The organism is Octadecabacter antarcticus 307 (assembly GCF_000155675.2).
GTDB classification, from domain to species: domain Bacteria; phylum Pseudomonadota; class Alphaproteobacteria; order Rhodobacterales; family Rhodobacteraceae; genus Octadecabacter; species Octadecabacter antarcticus.
Genome location: NC_020911.1, coordinates 3,482,418 through 3,501,514, shown reverse-complemented (window position 1 = coordinate 3,501,514; position 19,097 = coordinate 3,482,418). Strand labels below are relative to the sequence as shown.

14 protein-coding genes and 3 pseudogenes are annotated in these 19,097 nt (G+C 50.3%); 13 read left to right on the top strand and 4 right to left on the bottom strand.

Annotated features, from left to right (window positions below; translation table 11 throughout):
* Positions 1-183: 183 nt before the first annotated feature.
* Together OAN307_RS17895 and OAN307_RS17890 are read left to right on the top strand one after the other, a co-directional pair.
* Positions 184-3,684, top strand: a complete 3,501-nt coding sequence (locus OAN307_RS17895) for a beta strand repeat-containing protein (protein ID WP_187292490.1) — start codon at positions 184-186, stop codon at positions 3,682-3,684.
* Positions 3,671-4,189, top strand: a complete 519-nt coding sequence (locus tag OAN307_RS17890) for an invasion associated locus B family protein (RefSeq protein WP_015500991.1) — start codon at positions 3,671-3,673, stop codon at positions 4,187-4,189. The genes OAN307_RS17895 and OAN307_RS17890 overlap by 14 nt, the downstream gene beginning before the upstream one ends.
* Before the next feature lie 354 nt (positions 4,190-4,543).
* Here the strand turns inward: OAN307_RS17890 and OAN307_RS17885 are convergent, their stop codons facing one another.
* Positions 4,544-4,762 carry a hypothetical protein gene (locus tag OAN307_RS17885; protein WP_044043984.1) on the bottom strand — a complete coding sequence of 73 codons (219 nt, stop codon included), beginning with the start codon at positions 4,760-4,762 and terminating at the stop codon, positions 4,544-4,546.
* 250 nt (positions 4,763-5,012) lie between these two features.
* On the opposite strand from OAN307_RS17885, the gene istA reads away from it, so the two are divergent.
* The 3 genes and pseudogenes from istA to OAN307_RS17865 form a co-directional block, all read left to right on the top strand.
* Complete coding sequence (istA, locus tag OAN307_RS17880) at positions 5,013-6,512, top strand: IS21 family transposase (protein ID WP_015497934.1); 1,500 nt, start codon at positions 5,013-5,015, stop codon at positions 6,510-6,512.
* Complete coding sequence (istB, locus tag OAN307_RS17875) at positions 6,509-7,261, top strand: IS21-like element helper ATPase IstB (RefSeq protein WP_015497935.1); 753 nt, start codon at positions 6,509-6,511, stop codon at positions 7,259-7,261. Before istA ends, istB begins: the two co-directional genes overlap by 4 nt.
* Positions 7,262-7,921: 660 nt before the next feature.
* A pseudogene (locus OAN307_RS17865) lies at positions 7,922-8,146 on the top strand (integrase core domain-containing protein); the annotation flags it as partial.
* Between the two features lie 155 nt (positions 8,147-8,301).
* Here OAN307_RS17865 and OAN307_RS25525 read toward each other — a convergent pair.
* On the bottom strand, positions 8,302-8,814 hold the full coding sequence (locus OAN307_RS25525) for a BLUF domain-containing protein (protein ID WP_015500988.1): 513 nt from the start codon (positions 8,812-8,814) through the stop codon (positions 8,302-8,304).
* Between the two features lie 357 nt (positions 8,815-9,171).
* On the opposite strand from OAN307_RS25525, the pseudogene OAN307_RS17855 reads away from it, so the two are divergent.
* The 7 genes and pseudogenes from OAN307_RS17855 (at position 9,172) to OAN307_RS17820 (ending at position 15,705) form a co-directional block, all read left to right on the top strand.
* Positions 9,172-10,401: pseudogene (locus OAN307_RS17855) on the top strand (IS256 family transposase).
* A 540-nt stretch (positions 10,402-10,941) separates the two neighbouring features.
* Complete coding sequence (locus OAN307_RS17850) at positions 10,942-12,009, top strand: helix-turn-helix transcriptional regulator (protein ID WP_015500986.1); 1,068 nt, start codon at positions 10,942-10,944, stop codon at positions 12,007-12,009.
* 517 nt (positions 12,010-12,526) lie between these two features.
* A pseudogene (locus OAN307_RS17840) lies at positions 12,527-12,924 on the top strand (transposase); the annotation flags it as partial.
* An 84-nt stretch (positions 12,925-13,008) separates the two neighbouring features.
* Positions 13,009-13,386 carry a hypothetical protein gene (locus OAN307_RS17835; protein WP_044043980.1) on the top strand — a complete coding sequence of 126 codons (378 nt, stop codon included), beginning with the start codon at positions 13,009-13,011 and terminating at the stop codon, positions 13,384-13,386.
* Positions 13,387-13,432: 46 nt separating this feature from the next.
* The gene (locus tag OAN307_RS17830; RefSeq protein WP_015498511.1) at positions 13,433-14,374 is read left to right on the top strand and encodes an IS1595-like element ISOan10 family transposase; all 942 of its coding nucleotides are present in this window, start codon (positions 13,433-13,435) and stop codon (positions 14,372-14,374) included.
* 299 nt (positions 14,375-14,673) lie between these two features.
* Positions 14,674-14,919, top strand: a complete 246-nt coding sequence (locus OAN307_RS28335) for a hypothetical protein (RefSeq protein WP_144055623.1) — start codon at positions 14,674-14,676, stop codon at positions 14,917-14,919.
* 120 nt (positions 14,920-15,039) lie between these two features.
* Positions 15,040-15,705 (top strand): recombinase family protein, encoded by a 666-nt coding sequence (locus OAN307_RS17820; RefSeq protein WP_015500984.1) that lies wholly within the window; start codon positions 15,040-15,042, stop codon positions 15,703-15,705.
* A 109-nt stretch (positions 15,706-15,814) separates the two neighbouring features.
* Here OAN307_RS17820 and OAN307_RS17815 read toward each other — a convergent pair whose 3' ends face one another.
* Positions 15,815-17,044 (bottom strand): tyrosine-type recombinase/integrase, encoded by a 1,230-nt coding sequence (locus OAN307_RS17815; RefSeq protein ID WP_015500983.1) that lies wholly within the window; start codon positions 17,042-17,044, stop codon positions 15,815-15,817.
* A gap of 320 nt (positions 17,045-17,364) precedes the next feature.
* On the opposite strand from OAN307_RS17815, the gene OAN307_RS17810 reads away from it, so the two are divergent.
* Positions 17,365-18,633: a site-specific integrase gene (locus OAN307_RS17810; RefSeq protein WP_015500982.1), complete on the top strand. Its 1,269-nt coding sequence runs from the start codon at positions 17,365-17,367 to the stop codon at positions 18,631-18,633.
* Here OAN307_RS17810 and OAN307_RS29120 read toward each other — a convergent pair.
* The gene (locus tag OAN307_RS29120) at positions 18,630-18,806 is read right to left on the bottom strand and encodes a hypothetical protein (protein WP_187292489.1); all 177 of its coding nucleotides are present in this window, start codon (positions 18,804-18,806) and stop codon (positions 18,630-18,632) included. The two genes, OAN307_RS17810 and OAN307_RS29120, sit on opposite strands and share 4 nt — an antisense overlap.
* Positions 18,807-19,097: the final 291 nt, after the last annotated feature.

Here is a 19,097-nt window from a genome sequence, read left to right as displayed (position 1 = left end):
ATTCAAGGACACAAAAAATTAAAAGATATAATTACTTGTTTACTTTACCTACGAAGGCGCAGATGTATACGCAAAAAACTTGTTCACAAATTTGTATCTTATCCAGTGAGTTTTAAACCAAAAAATTTAGGGATGGCGGATATGAATACGCAATCAATGCGACAGGTTTCTCACGGCGGACGGATGACCAAGTGGAAAGGCAGCGTGGCCTCAATGGCGCCCGCACTGGTTTCAGTGTCAATCATCGCGCTGTCTTCGGGTCCGGCCCACGCGCAGACGGTCATCTCGACCGATGAGACGTCGCAACAAGTAATCGCTATTGACGAAGACGTGACCGTCACCGAGACGGGATCGGTTCGTCTTGTCGGCGAAGACAATCTGGCAGCAGAAGACAATCTGGCAGCAATCGAAATTAATGTCGCCGACTACACTTCGGACGTTTTGTTGCAGGGGCCCCTCCGGGTGCACGGGGGCGATGGATCATCTTCCACGGCAGGTCTTTATCTGACAGGCAACTTGTCGGGAACGATCACCAACCAAGGGGTCATCACCGTCTACGAGGTTCTTGATAGCAACTCTGTTTCTTTTAACGGCATCTTCGTTGGCGGCGACGTGTCAGGCACGATTACCAATGAAGGCACGATCGCGATCGACGCTGCCGCCATTGATTATTACGCCTCAGCTATCGGCGTATATGTGTCTGGTACGTTGTCCGGTACGGTCCGCAATGACGGCATGATTGCGGTTGAGGCGATCACCTTTACCGAAGGTGCAACCGCTTGGGGTGTTTATGTAGACGGCGTTACCGGCACCGCATTGATTGAGAATAACGGCACGATCACCGCCCGCGCACTCACGCTCGACGAGGGCCCGGCTGAAGCTTATGGCATTGAGGTTGAAGGGGGTTTAGTTGCTGGCGCACGCATTCTTAACAACGGCTTGATCGACGTCGAAGCTGAAAGCTTGACCTACGCAGCCACTGGATCCGGCATCTATGTCGATGGCGATGCGGCGGGTGAGATCACAAACACGGGCGAGATCCGAGTGGCCGCCATAGGCATAGGCGTAACCGTCGAAACCATGTCGGCTTACGGCATTTATGTGTCCTCCACCCTGTCCGGCACGATCACGAATGACGGTTTGATCAGCGTTGACATCATGTCGATCTCTGGCAACGATGATTACTCTGCTGCGGGTATTTATACCGGTGACGTCAGCGCTGACGGCGCAATCACCAACAATGACACGATCACAATCGCAGTGCAGCCTGAAGATGTGCCGGTCACCAGCACCATTGCCGGCATCTGGGTTGACAACATGGACGGGACACTCACCAACGATGGCGCGATAACCGTCGATGTCAATATCGAAGAGGTGTGGGGAGGCGAACTTTACGCCTACGGGGTCTTCGTCGATCGGGATATGGGCGGATCGATCCTCAACTCCGGCACGATCGATGTTGTGGTGAACGCAACAGCGGCGGACACTGATATCTCCGTTTACGGTATATCGAGTCGCAACATCAGCGGCAGCATCACAAATGACGGGTCGATCGATGTGGCGGTCACGCTGGCAGGCTCAGGGTCGCTAGTCCAGGTCACCGCTGACGGGATCCAAGTCGGCACTGTGGGCACAACCGGCTCGATCGACAATTCGGGTTCGATCGTCGTCAGTGCAACAGTGACGGCTGATTCCAACACTGACAACGCTTCTGCCCGCGCCATCGGTGTTGAAGCCGGGAATGTCGATGGCACGGTGTCAAACGATGGTACGATTGAGGTCACGGCGACCGCGACAGGTTTCGCGCCCGGCGAAGGGTTTTTTCCCCGAGGGTTCGGAATCAAAGTGGCCAAAGTGCGTGTTGACGGCTCGATTGCCAATGACGGCACGATCACAGTTGCCGCAATGGCCTCTGGCACAGCGACCACAGTGCAAGCACTAGCCTTTGGAATTGGGTCCGATGACATGTATGGCTCAATTTCCAATGATGGTACGATTGAGGTCACCGCGACCGCTGATGGCTCCGCGCCCTCTGGCCTGAGTGCCTTGGCGTACGGGATTGAGGCGGACAGCGTCCAGACTGGCAGTACGGTCACCAATGATGGATCAATCGAGGTGTCCGCGACGGCCTCTGGCAACTCTCTCTTTGGACCGATTTCTGCTTACGCCGCAGGGATAAAAGTGGATGCCTCCGGAGGCTCTGTGACCATCGACGGGGCCGTATCAAACGGGGGCACGATTGCGGTGGTGGCAGTTGCCACAGGCTCAGGGTTTTCGGCGGGATCTGCGAACGCCTACGGCATGGAGATGGGCATCGTCGATGCAACGGGATCGGTGTCAAACACCGGCGCGATCTTGGTCGAGGCAGACGCCTACAACGACAACACGAGCGCGCCTTCGACGTCGCAGGCCGTCGGCATTGATATCGACACGCTGAACGGCACGCTGTTCAACAGTGGAACGGTCATGGCATCGACCGCAAATGGCGGTGACGCCTTTGCTGTGCGGGTCGCGAGTGGCACTGGCGCCGCGTTGTTCACGACGCAATCGTTCTTTGCGGGTGAACTGTCTTTGCAGAATGACGAACTGACTGTGGAATCTGTTGCTGGGGCAGGATCAATCTATTGGGACTTTACTGACATCCCCGGCAGTGTGACCCTTGACGATGCCAACGGCCCGACGCTTTACCAAAGCGGCAATGTTGTCGCGACAGTCGAGCCTGCCAATCTGGCGTTCTCTGGGCAAATTGCCGCCGATGTGGCAGGTTTGGGGGCCAGTACGGTCGCCGCAGTGCTGAACGGCACGCCGACATCTGGCGCGACGGTCTCTCGGAACGCAAAAGCCGCCACGCCCACGTTCGGAGCTGGCATCAGCACTTTCGTGCAGGGTGATTACGTGTCGCGTCAGCTCGATGACGCTGTGGGCCGCGAACTGAACGTCGACGTGGCAAGCCTGACGGCGGGTATTGTCGGTGGACTTCAAAATGGTCTGGGTTACGGCGTTACTTTGAGCGCAATGAACGCCCGTGGTTCGGTTTATAACGGCTTTGCGAACGATACCGTTGACACCAACGGTGTGGTACTCGGGGGCTACGGCAACACCGCCATCGGCAGCGCATCACTGACGTTTGGCGCAACCTTTGGTCTGCTGTCGAACGAAAGGATCCGCAGCGTCAATGACAACTTGGCTCCTGGTGGCGTATCGACCGTCTTAGCCAATTACGACTCGAGCTTCTTCAGCCCGTCCGTTGAATTGTCTTTGGCATCGGTCCAGTCCGGCGCGGTGACAATCCAGCCTTATGTCGGTTACCGCTTTACGCAGTTGAGCGTCGATGGCTACACCGAGACAGGCGGCAACGCTGCCGCGACCTTTGGCAGTCGCAACGTGAGCGTGTCGGACTTCACCATCGGTGCGGATATGTCGATGGCCCTTGGCATGGGCATGTTGACCGGATCGGCCGAGATTATGCGCCGCGACGTCAGCGATGATGGTACAAACGTGACCTTCTTCGGGACAACAGGCAACACGGCGACAGCGGCCACTGACTTTACGGCGCTGGAACTGGGGGTCGGCTACGACATCGACCTTGAGACGGGAACGATGAATTTCGGGATCTCGGGTATGGTTGGCGACAACGGTGTTTCTGGATACGGACTGACAGCAGGTTACAATGTTTGCTTCTAAACATACGCGGGCGGCGGTTCTTGTAGCCGCCGCCTGCTGTACGCTGGCGGGGTCTGCCAGCGCACAGGATGGCCCCCCACGTGCCGGGCAAGTGTTCGGGGACTGGCGGTTTGACTGTACAGCCATCACTGAGGCGCAAAGCCGATGTCAGTTGACGCAGACGATGCTGGCAGGCGAGCTGCGACAGGCCGTGGCACGGCTAGGGCTCGCGCCTGACGCTGATGGTGGCATGGTTCTGTCGGCGCTGCTGCCGTTGGGGTTCTCGATTCCGGCAGGGGTGCGCGTTGCAATAGACGAAGGCGAAACAATACCATTGGACCTGGTCCGGTGTGTGACTGCGGGCTGTATTGCCGGACACACGCTGAGCGCTGACGAGATCACGGCCCTGCGGTTGGGCGTTTTGCTTGCAATCAGCTTTGACAGTGCTGCCGGGCGTACGATCACATTGGCAGGGTCGCTGGACGGCATCTCGGCGGGACTGGATGCGACGGGATGGGACGGCTAGATCGAGCCGGATGGCCGACCGTCTAAACTTGCAGCCAGCAATCAATACTGCTCAAGCGGCTGATCAACAAGATCCCAGAAAAGGCAACTAAGGGCCGCAAGAATCTACCACTAAGCAGTAATCTGATGCGGAGCTTTGTGCGCTGAAGCGCCTTCGGACCTTCTGAAATGTTGCAAATTCGATTAATGTCCACATTGAGAAAGCCGCACTGCGGAATTGATGGCCTTTCTGAAAGGCAAGTTTGGGTTGGAAACAGTCTTAAGTCTATCTTAAAGAATGGCAGAATTCGTTCAGCATAATAGACGTTAGCAATCATGATTTTTTGACAATGTAATTAAATGAATCCACGCCTGATCAATGGTTGCGGTAGCGCCGCACTAATTCAAGCCACTCGTTCCACACCTCTGCCGGGGGGTCATCTTGCTGGATCAGGTAGAGGGTCGCGATGAAGCGGCACTGTTCTATGGGGGACACCAAGTTCTGATACATGGCGATAGCTGCGCCGCCAGCTTCGCGAAGAACCTTCCCTGCTAGTTCTGGTGTGAGGTCCGGCAAATGCGCAATATCCTTCATGGGCTTTGGCCTTTCACGGGGCAAGTTATCGGGGTTCAGGCGCTTGCTAACTGCCTGAGGTGCGCTTGGGGTCCAAGGACGTACAGGCAGGTGCGTCAGGGGCCTCCACGGGCGCTGCTTAGGGGGTGGATTTATGCCTTGTGTAAAACGCACAGCAATAATGGGCCACAGAAACGGCTGCGACATAGCGCAGTTGTAGCGGAGTAAAATTCCGCCAGTTTGTGCCCTTCGTTTATTCGGAGGGCGGGAGATGTATTCTGTGGATATTTATAATCGTGTGCGCCGCGCTTGTTTGAAGGACGGTATGTCAGCCCGAGAAGCGGCTCGATATTTTAACAAGGACCGTAAGACGATCGCGAAGATGCTGCGTCATGCACTGCCACCTGGTTACCGCCGTTCAGAAGCGCCACGTCGCCCAACGCTTGATGATTATGTCGGTGTTATCGACAAGATCCTGCGCACAGATAAGGCCCTGATCAAAAAGCAGCGGCATACAGCGAAGCGTATTTTTGAACGCCTGCGCGACGAACATCGGTATGCTGGCAGCCTGACGACGGTGACTTATTACGTTCGGGAGCAAAAGCGGCGCACCAAAGAGGTGTTTGTGCCACTGTCGCATCGTCCGGGCCATGCACAGGTCGATTTTGGCGAGACCCTTGGCGTGATTGGCGGCGTAGAATGTAAGATCCACTTCTTCGTGATGAGCCTGCCGCATTCTGATGCTGTATTTGTGAAGGGGTATCCAGCTGAGACAACCGAGGCGTTTTGTGATGGCCATGTCTCGGCCTTTGCTTTCTTTGGCGGCATTCCGCAATCCATTCTCTACGACAATACCAAGATCGCCGTGGCTCGGATACTCGGGGACAGAACGCGCATCCGCACACGTCGGTTTACGGAGCTGCAGTCGCATTACTTGTTTGATGACAAGTTTGGCAGACCCGCGCGAGGGAACGATAAAGGCAACGTTGAGGGCATGGTTGGATACACCCGCCGCAACTTCATGGTTCCCGCACCTCGTTATGACAGCTTTGATGATCTGAACACACATTTGGAAGAGAAGTGTTTAGCACGTCAGGGCGATACGTTGCGGGGTCACACCCAAACTATAGGCGCACGCCTGATGTCGGATTTGGATGCTCTGATGGGATTGCCCATCGCAGAATATGAAGCCTGCGATCACGTCAGCACGCGGGCCACGTCAATCTCAATGGTGCGCTATCGCAGCAATGATTACTCGGTGCCAGTAGCCTATGCGCACCACGACGTTCACGTGCGTGGGTTTGTGCATGAGGTTATCATCGGCTGCGGCAACGAGATTATTGCGCGGCACAAACGATCCTACACATCAGCGGATATGATCTTTGACCCGTTGCACTTTTTGCCCCTGCTTGAACAAAAGGTGGGTGCCTTGGATCAGGCCGCGCCTTTGCAGGGTTGGAATTTGCCAGATGTATTTGCCACGCTGCACCGGCTGCTTGAAGCCAGAATGGGTAAGCCGGGCAAGCGGGAATATGTTCAGGTCCTTCGTCTGTTGGAGACGTTCGAAATGGATGTTGTGCAGGGTGCGATCCAGCATGCCATTGATCTGGGCGCGATTGGGTATGACGCTGTAAAACATCTTGTGCTGTGCAGAGTTGAGAAGCGGCCACCGCGATTGGATTTGGACTTCTATCCCTACTTGCCCAAGGCCAATGTCGGCACAACACGCCCGTCCAGTTACATGAGCCTGATGGGGAGGACGGCGGCATGACTGAAGCCCCTCAGATCCTTCTGCGGCATCATCTTAAACAACTGCGACTGCCAACGTTCCAAGGCGAGTATGCCAAACAGGCGCAGCTCTGTGCTGCAGAGAACAAAGACCACATCCACTACTTGGCGCGCTTGTGTGAGATGGAGTTGATCGACCGTGAACGGCGGATGATTGAACGTCGGATCAAAGCGGCGAAGTTCCCCAGCACCAAAAGCTTGGACAGCTTTGACTTCAAGATCATGCCCAGCTTGAACAAGCCGCTGACGATGGATCTGGCGCGTTGCGACTACGTGGATCGCAGGGAGAATATCATCGCCCTTGGCCCCTCAGGCACGGGCAAGACGCACATCGCTTTGGGACTTGGGTTGGCTGCGTGTCAGAGGGGACTGAAGGTTCGCTTCACAACGGCGGCAGCATTGGTCCATGACCTGATTGAAGCCCAAGATGAGCGGAGATTGCAGCGCCTTCAAAAACATCTGACAAGCCAGAACCTGTTGATCATTGACGAACTGGGCTTTGTGCCCCTCAGCAAATCGGGCGCGGAATTGCTCTTTGAAGTCATATCCCAATGCTACGAACGCGGGTCCATCATCATAACCTCGAACCTGCCCTTCGATGAATGGACCGAGGTCTTTGGCTCTGAGCGCCTGACAGGCGCGTTACTGGACCGTTTGACCCACCACGTCCACATTCTTGAGATGAACGGCGAAAGCTACAGGCTCAAACACAGCCGTAACAAACAAAAGTAAGCCCCATCCAGATCAGAACAATGGTGGCCCTAGGGCCAACATGCGCTTTGGCGCGCGTTAGCTATATGACAAGCACGCCCACCAAAGCGCCACACAAACATCACCCGAAATGGCCCCTTCTTACCCCGCGACAGAGGTCCCATTTTACTCTGCGATTGACACTTTATGATCATGTGCGAAATTGCCACGAAGTCTCATGCCTAAAGATCACTCAAACAAACCAAAACCAGTTTTATTCAGAATTTGAGATCAAGGTGTTCGGTCTGCTGGATATTGGCCAGAGTGCTGAAGGCAACTACGCTTTGGACTACTTTATTGATCTGGATGAGCCAATTGTGCTGCATTACAGGCCAGAAGAAACCAATAACCAAAAGAGACATCGGTCGGCTAACAAACGATAGTATTTTGCCATGTCGAGAACTAATCGCACGTCTTAGTTATCTTGTTGCGGTTTTTAGTGAAATGAGGACACACAATGATCCGTTTTGCGAAATGGAGCGAGACTGGAGTGCAATCTGCTGCTCTCCAAGCGGTTCTGGTCAATGAAAATCACCCAGATAAAAAATGTAGGGCAAAATGACACAGAACCAATGATCGTCTACCATTCACGATGCCGACTTCATGCTGACAAAGGCCATGTCCAGCTTGGTCCTTGCTACCGAAGCACTGGAAATCGAACACCGACTGACCCCATCAAGATCATCACAAACCAACGGCATGGTCGAGCGTTTCAACGACCGCATCGAGGACGTGCTGCAAAGCCAGTACTTCAGATCAGGGGAAGAATTAGAGACCACGCTGCATCGCTACGTTTGGCTCTACAACCAGCAGCTTCTACAATCAGCCTTGGGCAGCAAGCCACCCCTGCAAGCGATGAAGGAATAGCACAAAGTTAAGTCAAAAATATTCAAAAAACAGCCTTACTATCTTACGGGATGTTACATATAAAAAATAAACTGTAATGGGTCAGCTCCGGCCAAGTGTTAAATTCTACGTTGGTGAGTAGACAAAATAAAGGGCCAATAACGTTTTAACCTTACCTATTTCGGGCGGTGACGATTGATCGAATTATTCGGGTTTAGCGTGTTGGCGTCACCTAAATCCCTCCCTTTGGGACCATCAAATAAGACACGGATAAGCACGGAAATGAGTAAATCACTTCCCTCACTTTTTACATCCTTCGCTATCAAATCAGTCAGAGCAAGAACGGACTGTTCGTCATCTTTATCAAGATCAGATGGCGTACGGTAGCCCATCTCCCATGACGTGAATGAGCGTTTCCTTACGTCACCTTGCCACGCGATATACGGCGAGCCGTGTCGAGCGTCTCTACAAATGCGAGCATAACAACGCTCTACCGCGTCGCGGCCTCCCTCAAGAGCCTGAAAAAATACCTGTTTATCGTAAATAAGAAGTCCAGTTATGTTGTCACGAGCATTGTTATACCTCGATGTTTCAAGAATACAGGCGATGTCATTTACTGTTGTATCCTCCTGGGTGTGACTTACGTAAATAATTTGATATAATTGCGGCAAAGCTTTGAGTGTATTCATAATTTTTACCTTATTATCTATTGATTAATGAATCCTAAATTCCCTAAGTTGAGTTCTCAATCATAAGTGAACATCACTCTTCTCAAACTATGTACTAGAACGATCAAAGTACGAACGAGGTAAACGGTCATACAACACATCCTTTCGGGTAGGTCACACTTTAGGGAGCTATGACTGAATCTGGTGTCTGGGCGGTTTGAAGGTTGGCGGGGTATCTGGTTGAATTGTTGTTGCGAGACAGCAGCCCAACCAAAGGAAATACGCCACCATGGAAACGACTAACATTGTAGATTTGGCACCCTCTCAGCGATGCAAGCATCGCCTGCCGGCAGTGGTTGAGACGGGTTAAGCGACGCGCTGACGGATTTGTTGTGAACGGGAGCGCAGCAATTGATAGCGATCGCTGTTGAGGCCGAGTTTGCCGGATATATGTCACAATTTGCTGACTTGCGCACTGAGGCAGGTCATGCGGCAGTTGTTCGCAATGGTCATCATCCGGCCCGGCCATTCCAAACGGGTATTGGCCCTGTGAGCGTGCAGATACCAAAGGTTCGATCCAAGGATGGCACCCCAGTGACGTTACGGTCTGCCCTGATGCCGCCCTATGTGCGCAGAACCAAGACGTTGGAAGCGGCCTTGCCTTGGCTGTATCTCAAAGGCGTATCCAGCGGCGAAATGGGCGCGGCCCTGAAGGTTCTTCTGGGGCCTGATGCGGCGGGATTGTCGGCGAATACTGTGTCGCGCCTGAAACGCGATTGGGCCAAGGAGTACGACAGCTGGAGAGACGCTGCCTTGGATGACGAGCCAATCGTCTATATATGGGCTGACTGCGTCCATAGCGGCCTTCGGGGCGAGAACAACAAGCTGTGTGCCCTTGTGATCATTGGGGTAACGGCGCGCGGTAAGAAGCGGTTCTTGGCAATTGAGGATGGAGTACGCGAGTCCACCCAGAGCTGGCGCGAGGTCCTGCTTAGCCTCAAAAGCCGAGGCATGAATGCTCCCAAGCTGGCGATTGGCCCCTCTCATCGCTGCAAGCAGCGACTGCCGGGCAGTGGACGGTGCCATGGGTTTTGGGCGGCGCTGGAGGAAGTGTACCCTGAGAGTCGCCAGCAGCGATGCTGGCAGCACAAAACGATGAACGTGCTGAATTGCCTACCCAAGCTTTCTCAGCAAAAGGCCAAGGCCGCGATCCACAATATCTGGCAGGCTGAAACCAAAGCGGATGCTGAAAAGGTTTTTGATTTGTTCATCACAACCTACGAGCCAAAGTATCCCAAGGTTGCTCTGTGCTTGCAAAAGGACCGCGACGAACTCATGGCACTCTTCGACTTCCCGGCGCAGCATTGGCAAAGCATCCGCACTAGCAATCCAATTGAATCGGCCTTCGCGACGATCCGGCATCGTACCAAGCGTTCAAAGGGCTGCCTGTCACGCGATGGCATGCTGCACATGATGTTCAAACTGGGGCAATGTGCTGAGAAAAATTGGAGGAAGCTACGCGGCTTTGACTGCCTCTCGAAAGTCATCACAGGCGTCTCGTTCAAAGACGGAATTGAAACCACAAACCCAGACCAGATCGCCGCATGACCAACAAACCTCAAACACCAGATTTGACAATAACTCCTGAAAAGAAGCCATCGTAAAATATGAAACACAGTGATGTTCAGGGTCGTTACCTTGCGTTTTGTTGTTTTGCGCCCAAATCAAACCAGTTTGGCTCGCAACAGCGCGATAAGGGCACCTGCCACCGGACTTTAGGATGACCTCGGGGTGGAATTGGCCTGTTTGACATGCATTTTGTCAGACCAGAGGAGCCGCTTTCGCTCAGTTTTTATCGCTGGACGGTCATGAGGTATCCGTCGGCGCACGCCACCACTGGATCGCAGCCAAGATGCGACTAAACAAATTTCTACCGATCACAATCTGTCGCTCGGGATTCGTGATTCGAATTCAACAATCTGTTATTGCTCTAAAGCCAAATTAAGTAAAAAAATTAAGTTTTACTACTAGTATTGACGCTACCTTGGGTTGTACTTAAGTAAATAGCTTACTACCTTCGATTGTGTAAACGGTATCAAGATATTATATTAATCATATCATTTATTGTTTTTCTGGAAATATTGCAAAATGCAAAAAAAAACTGATCACATCAAGATAGAAGAAGCAGGCTCAGTAATTCAGCGAAGAAACATATCTCAAGCTAAAGCTACCAACACTATGTTGCAGCCATTGAAACAGCAAGATGTTGGACGTTCCAGCGGGTCGATAATCACCGATAGAGACTTAAGAGTTATAAGTATTAGTCAATCGTGGTGGAACCTTTACGGAGTTGAGCCATTCCCTCTTCCTGCTCATTTACGAGATATCGTGCATGGCCTAGAAGCAGTTGGTTGGTTTACTTTATCCAATGCATTTAGTGAGCACTGCGCTGTCAATGCCCTCATGCATAAAATAGAAAAAAATCAATACTTTCACGACTTCGCCGTTTCGCCCTTAGGTGATGTAATAGATTTAACATTCTATACAGACCATGAGAGTGGAAATAACTTTTTTAACTACACCCCTACGGGTATAACTGTAGCTCAAACCACAGAAAAATCGCTTGAAAACCGTGGACTGGTGGCCTTGCGAGATTTAATAAATTTGGGCATGTTTGGCATGTTACCAATGACCTTTGAATTAGCCCAACCTGCTAGTCCGACATATGCACCTGTAATATGCGCCCCCAAATCAGGAAAACTAATCATCTTAGATGAAACCAAAAGTTTTCCAGATTTGGATAATATTCAGAATGTCGAAGACTTATCGGTAAAAATACAAGATATAAATTATTTTCTGGATAAGGATGGCCAGTACTCTTCCCGCGTCGAACTAGAGGGCGGCAAGTCACTGCATTTGGCTTTGAAAAGACATTTTTTCTATGCAGGAGGGCCTAGTTTTATTGCTGGAAGAGTGATGAAACTATGTAGCGGTGTTTCAGAACAAAGCATCTTGAATAAATATCCCCAGTTTTCATCAAAGGAGGTGGAAGTCGTCTGTCTTCTTGCGCTTGGCTACACCATTAAGGAGGCTGCTGCGAAGATCGGGAAGGCACAAGTTACAGTGTCTTTACAGGCACGAAGCGCCCTACTTAAATCCCGTGAACGCTCTTTAAATGCATTGGTAGTAAAGATCGTCCATTCTTCCCTGTGGTAAGTTTAAATTAATGCAATAAGGCCAGATTCCGTTCGATAGAAGTGGTCGGAGACGCGAGCGCACAAATACTATATGCTCTTAAAACAGGCTTGCGTATGGCTTAGACATCAAGCTGTTGCACTCTTTGAAGTGTTGTTTCAACCTTCTATTCAGCAGCTAAACTGAAGTGATTTTAGTTTACTTGTAGCCTTCTAAGAACCTATACCAATTCATCAATATTTTAGCCCTAATTTTAAGTAGATCAGCCCGAAAATAAGCTTGTTCCACCTTGTTACCAATCCTGTGTGCCAATTGCAGTTCAGTAGCATCTCTGGGTCGTTCATTTCCCCCTGCCCAATTCCGAAATGTAGACCAAATGACGTGTGGGACTGCGATTTGACCGCTCTGTTTATCAAAATAGCCAGTTTTATCACTTTTATGCATTCGCTTCATCAAGGATTGTCCCCTTTGCTCCGGCGGCACCTGATGTAGTGTAACGCGGCTTGCCAATCTACGATGTTCTGGTATTGTTCTATCCATGCCAGCCAGATGGAAAAACGACAAACCCATGTCGCGCCAAGCTTTCGACGCGCTTTTTTCCGATGAAGAAGAGTGTGCGCTTTATCTGGCGGAACGACGGTGGCCTGAGGGCTTCGTGTGTCCCTGTTGTGGCACCTGCAAAGGCTGGCCGTTAAAGCGAAATCGCGCAACTTGAGAATGTGCCGGTTGCGCACGGCAGACATCCGTGACGGCAAGCACGATGATGCACAGCAGCCATTTACCGTTGCAAATTTGGTTTCTTGCCGCGCACATCATCGCCAGTCATTCCCACATCATGTCAGTGCTGCAACTTCAAGCGCAACTTGGCCTTGGCAGCTCCAAGACGGTAAGGGTCGCACTTCAATCTTGAGGCTAAGTCTTGTTAAGCCTACGAAGGCGCAAAAAGTCACATCACCTGGATTGTGCTGGTTAATAAGCCTTTATTTTGCTATACTTAAACGTAATTAAAAATAGGTTTATATGGATATTTCGCGCTTCATCTTTGAAGGCCGTTATTATATTGTGGGTTTTAGGGATCATAAAGAGTTTTTTGTCTGGACTGAAACTTCTGATGCTTTGCATTGGGGAATCATAATAAAATCTACAGCTTTGACAGGTAATACAAACAATCCTACAAGGCTGATACGTAAAGTCTGGCAGATCATAAAATCGTTTATTTATCTCAAAAAGTTACCATATTTCGAAGTAAATGTTACTGACGCAAAGCGATCAGGAATTTATATGAAATTTTTGTCAAAGCTGATTGGCTACGAAAGTTATCAGAACGGCAACAACATCTTTGTCTTAAAGATTGGAAACAAAGGCTTATCCCCTTTGCTCCGGCGGCACCTGATGTAGTGTGAAGCGGCTTGCCAATCTACAATGTTCTTGTATTGTTCTACCCATGCCAGCCAGATGGAAAAACGACAAACCCATGTCCCGCCCGGCGTTCGACGCCAGGTTTTCTGATGAGGAAGCGTGTTCGCATTATCTGGCGGAACATCGTTGGCCTGAGGGCTTTGTGTGTCCTTCCTGTGGCACCTGCAAGGGCTGGCCGTTAAAGCGAAATCGCGCGACTTGGGAATGTGCCGGTTGCGCACGGCAGACATCCGTGACGGCTGGCACGGTGATGCACAGCAGCCATTTGCCGTTGCGAATTTGGTTTCTTGCCGCGCACATCATCACCAGCCATTCCAACGGCATGTCAGCGCTGCAACTTCAGGCGCAACTTGGCCTTGGCAGCTACAAGACGGCGTGGCTCCTCTTGCAAAAGCTGCGGCGGTCGATGGTCAACCCTGACCGCAACCCCCTGAAAGACCTTGTCGAGATCGATGAAACAGAGATTCCGTTCCGGTCCCGGCATGATCCCGAGGACCGGCCAAAGGGTGGGCGGAGCCCGGTCGGAAAGATGTTTGTCGTCTGCGCCGTCGAGTTATCAAGAGACGGACATCCGCGCCGTATCAGGATGAAACACATTCCCGACGGCGCATCAAAGACGCTACACGGGTTCATTGGTCAGGCTGTAGAGCCTGGCGCTCACGTCATCACGGATGGCTGGCTAGGTTACGAAAATCCCCCTGCAAACACGCATGAGGCGAAGGTCGTCAGCGGCAAGAAGGCACATGACATACTCCACTGGGTCCACCGCGTGTTCTCCAACCTAAAAACGTGGGCAAAAGGCGTCTTCCACGGCCTCAGAAAATGCCATCTGCAACGCTATCTCGACGAATTTGTGTTCCGCTGGAACCGACGGCGACACATGCGAAGCGCCTTCGACACGCTGCTGGGGATCGGTGTTGGTATTGGCCCAGCGACATATCGTGATTTTGTTGAACAGCGCGCCTGAAGGCCCTTGTTCACGGCAAAAGCCACGCCCCATAAACCCACCAGATGTTACAAACTGATCCGATCCGCCTCTCAAGCCACAAGGGCGAGGTTCTGCGCCGCGTCAACATGTGGGGCAACCGGACTAAAAGGGATAAGCCTTTTGGAAACATATGAAACAAATCCTCAAAAAAACTGATGATCAACTGGGTTTTCTTGAGAATAACACACCTTCAAGTCGATGAGCGGCATTACAGGTCACGATATGATATCGTGGGTGAGTCTGAGGTTTGGTGAATATTTGATGATGAGCAACCTGATTTGTTACACGCAGCCCGCTACACACTTGAAAAGTGCAAAGGTCGTAAAAATGGTCGACAAATCAAAAATGAGAAATTCATGCTGATCAAGCAGTGCAAAGGGTGTCGTTACCTGATTTGGAATATTGGTGTCGGCCAAGGGGTAAAGTGCAGCAATCGTAAAAACTGGGATAACGACAAACCACCACAAATCGGCAGTATTCAAGATTGTCAACTTTATGAAGCTTCTCTGCCTTGTGACAAATGAGTTTACGCTAATGATCCAAAATCAATGTCACACATGATTGTATCATTAGGGTAAATTTTTTATATATTGTTACAATATACCATGAGGTTTAAACCCAAATGAAACAACTAAGGAATACACATGAAGATAGGCTACCGCCGTGTTTCTACCGTTGATCAGAATCTTGACCGTCAGGATTTAGGCAACATCGACAAAATATTCGAAGAGAAGCTATCTGCAGCAACTGCTAAAGATCGACCAGAACTACAAAGCATGATCAATTTTGCGCGTGATGGAGATGAGGTTATCGTATGGTCTATTGACCGTATGGCGCGTGACCTTCGTGATCTTCAAACTATCATTCAAACACTGAATGACAAAAACGTATCCATCACATTCCTGTCTGAAAATTTAAAATTCTCAGTAACATCCAATGATCCCTTCGCGAAGCTACAGCTACACTTGATGGGGGCTTTTGCGGAGTTCGAAAGAACACTCATCAAAAAACGACAAGCTGAAGGCATCGCTAAGGCCAAAGTAAAAGGTATCTACAGGGGTCGTCGTGCATCCATCGATGCTGACAAAATCATGGCCTTACATGCTCAAGGTCTTGGACCCACTAAGATCGCAAACCAGATGGGTATCAGTAGGGTCAGCGTCTATCGTGCCTTAAAAGCAGCAGCTGCTTATACACAAAAAGCACATACCCAGAAAGCCACAGATATAAGCGGAAAATGGTCTAATCCAACCAGTTCATATGAAGAGGCCATGACCATCAAGAAACTTGTGCGGAAGCATCAAAATTAATAGCGTAACTTCCAAAGAGAACTGTGAATGGTTCAGACATCGAGCCGTTGCAGGCTTTAATCCGTTTTTTTGACCTTCGATCAATCAGCTGATCTGCAGTGATTTTAATTTATTTGTGACCTTCTAAGAACTTATACCAATCCATCAATATTTTAGCCCTAATTTTAAGTAGATCAGCCCGAAAATAAGCTTGTTCCACCTTGTTACCAATCCTGTGTGCCAATTGTAGTTCAGTAGCATCTCTGGGTTGTTCATTTTCTCCTGCCCAATCCCGAAATGTAGACCGAATGCCGTGTGGGACAGCGATTTGACCACTTTTTTTATCAAAATAGCCAGTTTTATCACTTTTATGCATTCGCTTCATCAATGCAGACAATGTCATATCGGATAGTTCTCCACCTTTTGACGAAGGAAAAACAAAATCGCTTAGATGAGGAATTTCACTTAAAAATTCATAAACTGGTCTAATTATTGGTATGCAGTGTTCGACTTTAGCTTTCATTCTCGATGCAGGTATTGTCCACAATCCAAGATACCCTTTTTCAGCAGCATCATCATTTGTGAAAAATTCAACTTCTCCATGTCGCATTCCTCTGATTTCACCAGAACGCGATCCAACTAAAGTGAGAAACATTAGTGCTTTAGCACCGGTACCATCACGTTGCTTTAATTCTGCCCACCATCGAGGCATATCCAGTAACTGTAAAGCTGGCATCTTTTTTCGATTTTGCACTTTAGATGGCTTTGGCAATAGGTTTTCGAGGTTTCCTCTCCAGATCGCAGGATTTGAGCCTGTCCTATAACCTTTGGTGGTGGCGAAGTTCAAAACGCCTTCGATACGTCCACGAGTTCTTTGTGCCGTTTCATTTTTAGACAGCCAAATTGGCTTCAAAGCCATGAAGATATGATCTATCGTGACTTCATTTACAGGTAGGTTACCCATTGTTGGGTGCGCATAACTCGAGAGCGTGGACCTCCATTGTGCAAGATGCTTTGCGTTGCTTAATTCTCCTTTTTTCTTTTCGATAAAGCTGTCCGTAACCTGACGAAATGTGGGGATAGCAGTCCCCTTAACCTTGGTTTGGCGGGGGTCGATGCCTTCGCTCGCAAGCTTTGAGTTTTTCAATGATTCCGTGCGGGCTTCCAAAAGTAATAGTTTGACTGAGCTGCCAAGCCCAATGTCGATAATTTTGCCATTAACTGTAAGCCGCTGAACCCAAGATTTTGAACCTGTCTTTCTTACGTAAAGGTGCAGGCCAGTGCTGTTGGTGTCGTAGTATCGGCCTGGTTTTTTAACTGTCTTTATGAAGTTCGCTGTTAAGCTCTTTTTGTCAGCCATGTTACTCTACCTTTAAAAAGTCCCCATTTTCGTCCCCATAAATATCATGGAAGATAGACGCTTGCAAAGGAATAAGCTGGAAGCTAAATTATATTTACCTACTATAAACAGATATATATAAGACGTTTATAGATGGTAGTGGAGCATTACTTATACGGACTGAGCCTCCGCCAGTTACATTGTGTCTGTTAAGATTTAAGCAGCTGTGATCGTTAACTTATTGTATAATTTCTAAATTAAGGGGCTCGACGCTCGTAATTATTGCTATACATTACGCACTACATTTAGATATACATGGCAAGTAAGCTAGGGAGCTTGTCATGATCAAAATGCGCGGTAATTCTTTCCAGCTCTATAAGCGGGTGCCTAGGCGCTACGCCTCTGTTGAAAGCCGAACATTTGTTTGGCTGTCTCTGCATACAGATTCGAAGTCACTAGCTCAGAACAAGGCAACTGGTGCTTGGGCGCAATTGGTAGAGGCTTGGGAGGCTCGGTTGGCTGGTGATCAAACCGATGCACTAAAACGCTTTGACGCAGCTCGGGAATTGGCCGCTGTGCGCGGGTTCCGATATATGGATGTCGGCAGGGTTGCCGATCTGCCGATTGAGGATTTCTTGAGCCGAGTTGAGGCTATTCCGATAAATGCTGGTATTCCGGATCGTATTGAGGCCGCTGCCGTTCTCGGTGGTGCGTCTGGTGTCGCAATCACGGTCAGCGCTGCGCTTGAATTATATTGGACCCTTGCAGCGGACAAGACGTTGGGAAAATCTGCTGATCAGTTGCGACGCTGGAAAAATCCAAGGATCAAGGCGGTAAGCAGTTTCATATCTGTTGTAAGTGACAAGGCGATTAATGAAATTACCGGCGACGATATGCTTGATTTTCGTGGCTGGTGGATGGAGCGGATAGCCGCTGGTGAGGTTAGCACCAATGCCGCTAATAAGGATTTGATACACTTTGGCGATGTTCTGAAAACAGTGAACCGTATGAAGCGGCTAGGGCTAGTTTTGCCGTTATCTAACCTGTCGTTCAGGAATGGTGAGGCAGGAACGCGTCCACCATTCACGGCAAAGTGGATCAAAGAAAAACTACTGGCACGGGACGCCTTGGCTGGATTGAACCCTGAGGCGAGGTCGATCTTGCTGGCGATGGTAAACACCGGTGCGCGGCCTTCGGAATTGGCGGCTTTGACTTCCGACTGTATCAAGCTGGACTGTGCGGTTCCACACATCTCTATTGAGCCAATAGGACGCCAGCTTAAGAGCCCCAATGCGCGACGTTTTATCCCTTTGGCCGGCGTGTCACTTGATGCTTTGCGGAGCCTCCCAGACGGCTTCCCGCGCTATCGGGGGTCATCCGCGAGTCTGTCTGCGACGGTGAACAAGTTTTTGCGCGAGAATGCCCTGACCGAGACGCCAGAGCATACGCTCTACAGCCTGCGGCACAGTTTCGAGGATCGGTTATTAGCCGCTGGCGTTGATGAGCGTATCCGGCGCGATCTGTTAGGTCATGCGTTAAAACGTGAGCGATATGGGGCAGGGGCTACACTGGAGCATATGCTGAAGGTGGTGTCGAAGGTGGCGCTCTAACCATTTACAATGGCCGTGGCGCGCGCAACAAGATCATCTTCATGATGCCGCGTTGCAATCTCATTTTCCAATCGTTCGAAGATCGGCAGATAGACGCGATCAATCAACACCAGCTGCGCAACCTTGATGCGCGCCTCTTGCAGTCTTTCGATTGTGATGTTGCGAGGAAGCATGCTCAGGACCAATTTGTGTATCGTTATTCTACATATACCAATAAGTTCACGGCCTGACTGAATGAGTGCGCGGATCATGTGCAGTGTGTTGATCTAACGATATTGACTGTGCCTGTAAGAACGTAATGGTGAGCCGTGAGGGTGCCACCTGCGCGCGCCGAAACTTGCTTGGATTAATGTGTGTTGTGCCCTTAACCACAGTTTTTTTCATGTTGTTCCGACTGTTCCGACGTTTCCGACCATTTACGCAACTCGGACAGTTTAAGCGCGTTTCCGGCCAAGAAATGGTCA

Excerpts from the sequence above, each read along its gene's own strand:
- OAN307_RS17820 (WP_015500984.1), top strand. The coding sequence starts at position 15,040 with ATGAAGATAGGCTACCGCCGTGTTTCTACCGTTGATCAGAATCTTGAC.
- OAN307_RS17830 (WP_015498511.1), top strand. The coding sequence starts at position 13,433 with ATGCCAGCCAGATGGAAAAACGACAAACCCATGTCCCGCCCGGCGTTC.
- OAN307_RS25525 (WP_015500988.1), bottom strand. The coding sequence starts at position 8,814 with ATGAATACACTCAAAGCTTTGCCGCAATTATATCAAATTATTTACGTA.
- OAN307_RS17895 (WP_187292490.1), top strand. The coding sequence starts at position 184 with ATGACCAAGTGGAAAGGCAGCGTGGCCTCAATGGCGCCCGCACTGGTT.
- OAN307_RS17835 (WP_044043980.1), top strand. The coding sequence starts at position 13,009 with ATGGATATTTCGCGCTTCATCTTTGAAGGCCGTTATTATATTGTGGGT.
- OAN307_RS17890 (WP_015500991.1), top strand. The coding sequence starts at position 3,671 with ATGTTTGCTTCTAAACATACGCGGGCGGCGGTTCTTGTAGCCGCCGCC.
- OAN307_RS17810 (WP_015500982.1), top strand. The coding sequence starts at position 17,365 with ATGATCAAAATGCGCGGTAATTCTTTCCAGCTCTATAAGCGGGTGCCT.
- OAN307_RS29120 (WP_187292489.1), bottom strand. The coding sequence starts at position 18,806 with ATGCTTCCTCGCAACATCACAATCGAAAGACTGCAAGAGGCGCGCATC.
- istA (WP_015497934.1), top strand. The coding sequence starts at position 5,013 with ATGTATTCTGTGGATATTTATAATCGTGTGCGCCGCGCTTGTTTGAAG.
- OAN307_RS17885 (WP_044043984.1), bottom strand. The coding sequence starts at position 4,762 with ATGAAGGATATTGCGCATTTGCCGGACCTCACACCAGAACTAGCAGGG.
- istB (WP_015497935.1), top strand. The coding sequence starts at position 6,509 with ATGACTGAAGCCCCTCAGATCCTTCTGCGGCATCATCTTAAACAACTG.
- OAN307_RS17850 (WP_015500986.1), top strand. The coding sequence starts at position 10,942 with ATGCAAAAAAAAACTGATCACATCAAGATAGAAGAAGCAGGCTCAGTA.
- OAN307_RS17815 (WP_015500983.1), bottom strand. The coding sequence starts at position 17,044 with ATGGCTGACAAAAAGAGCTTAACAGCGAACTTCATAAAGACAGTTAAA.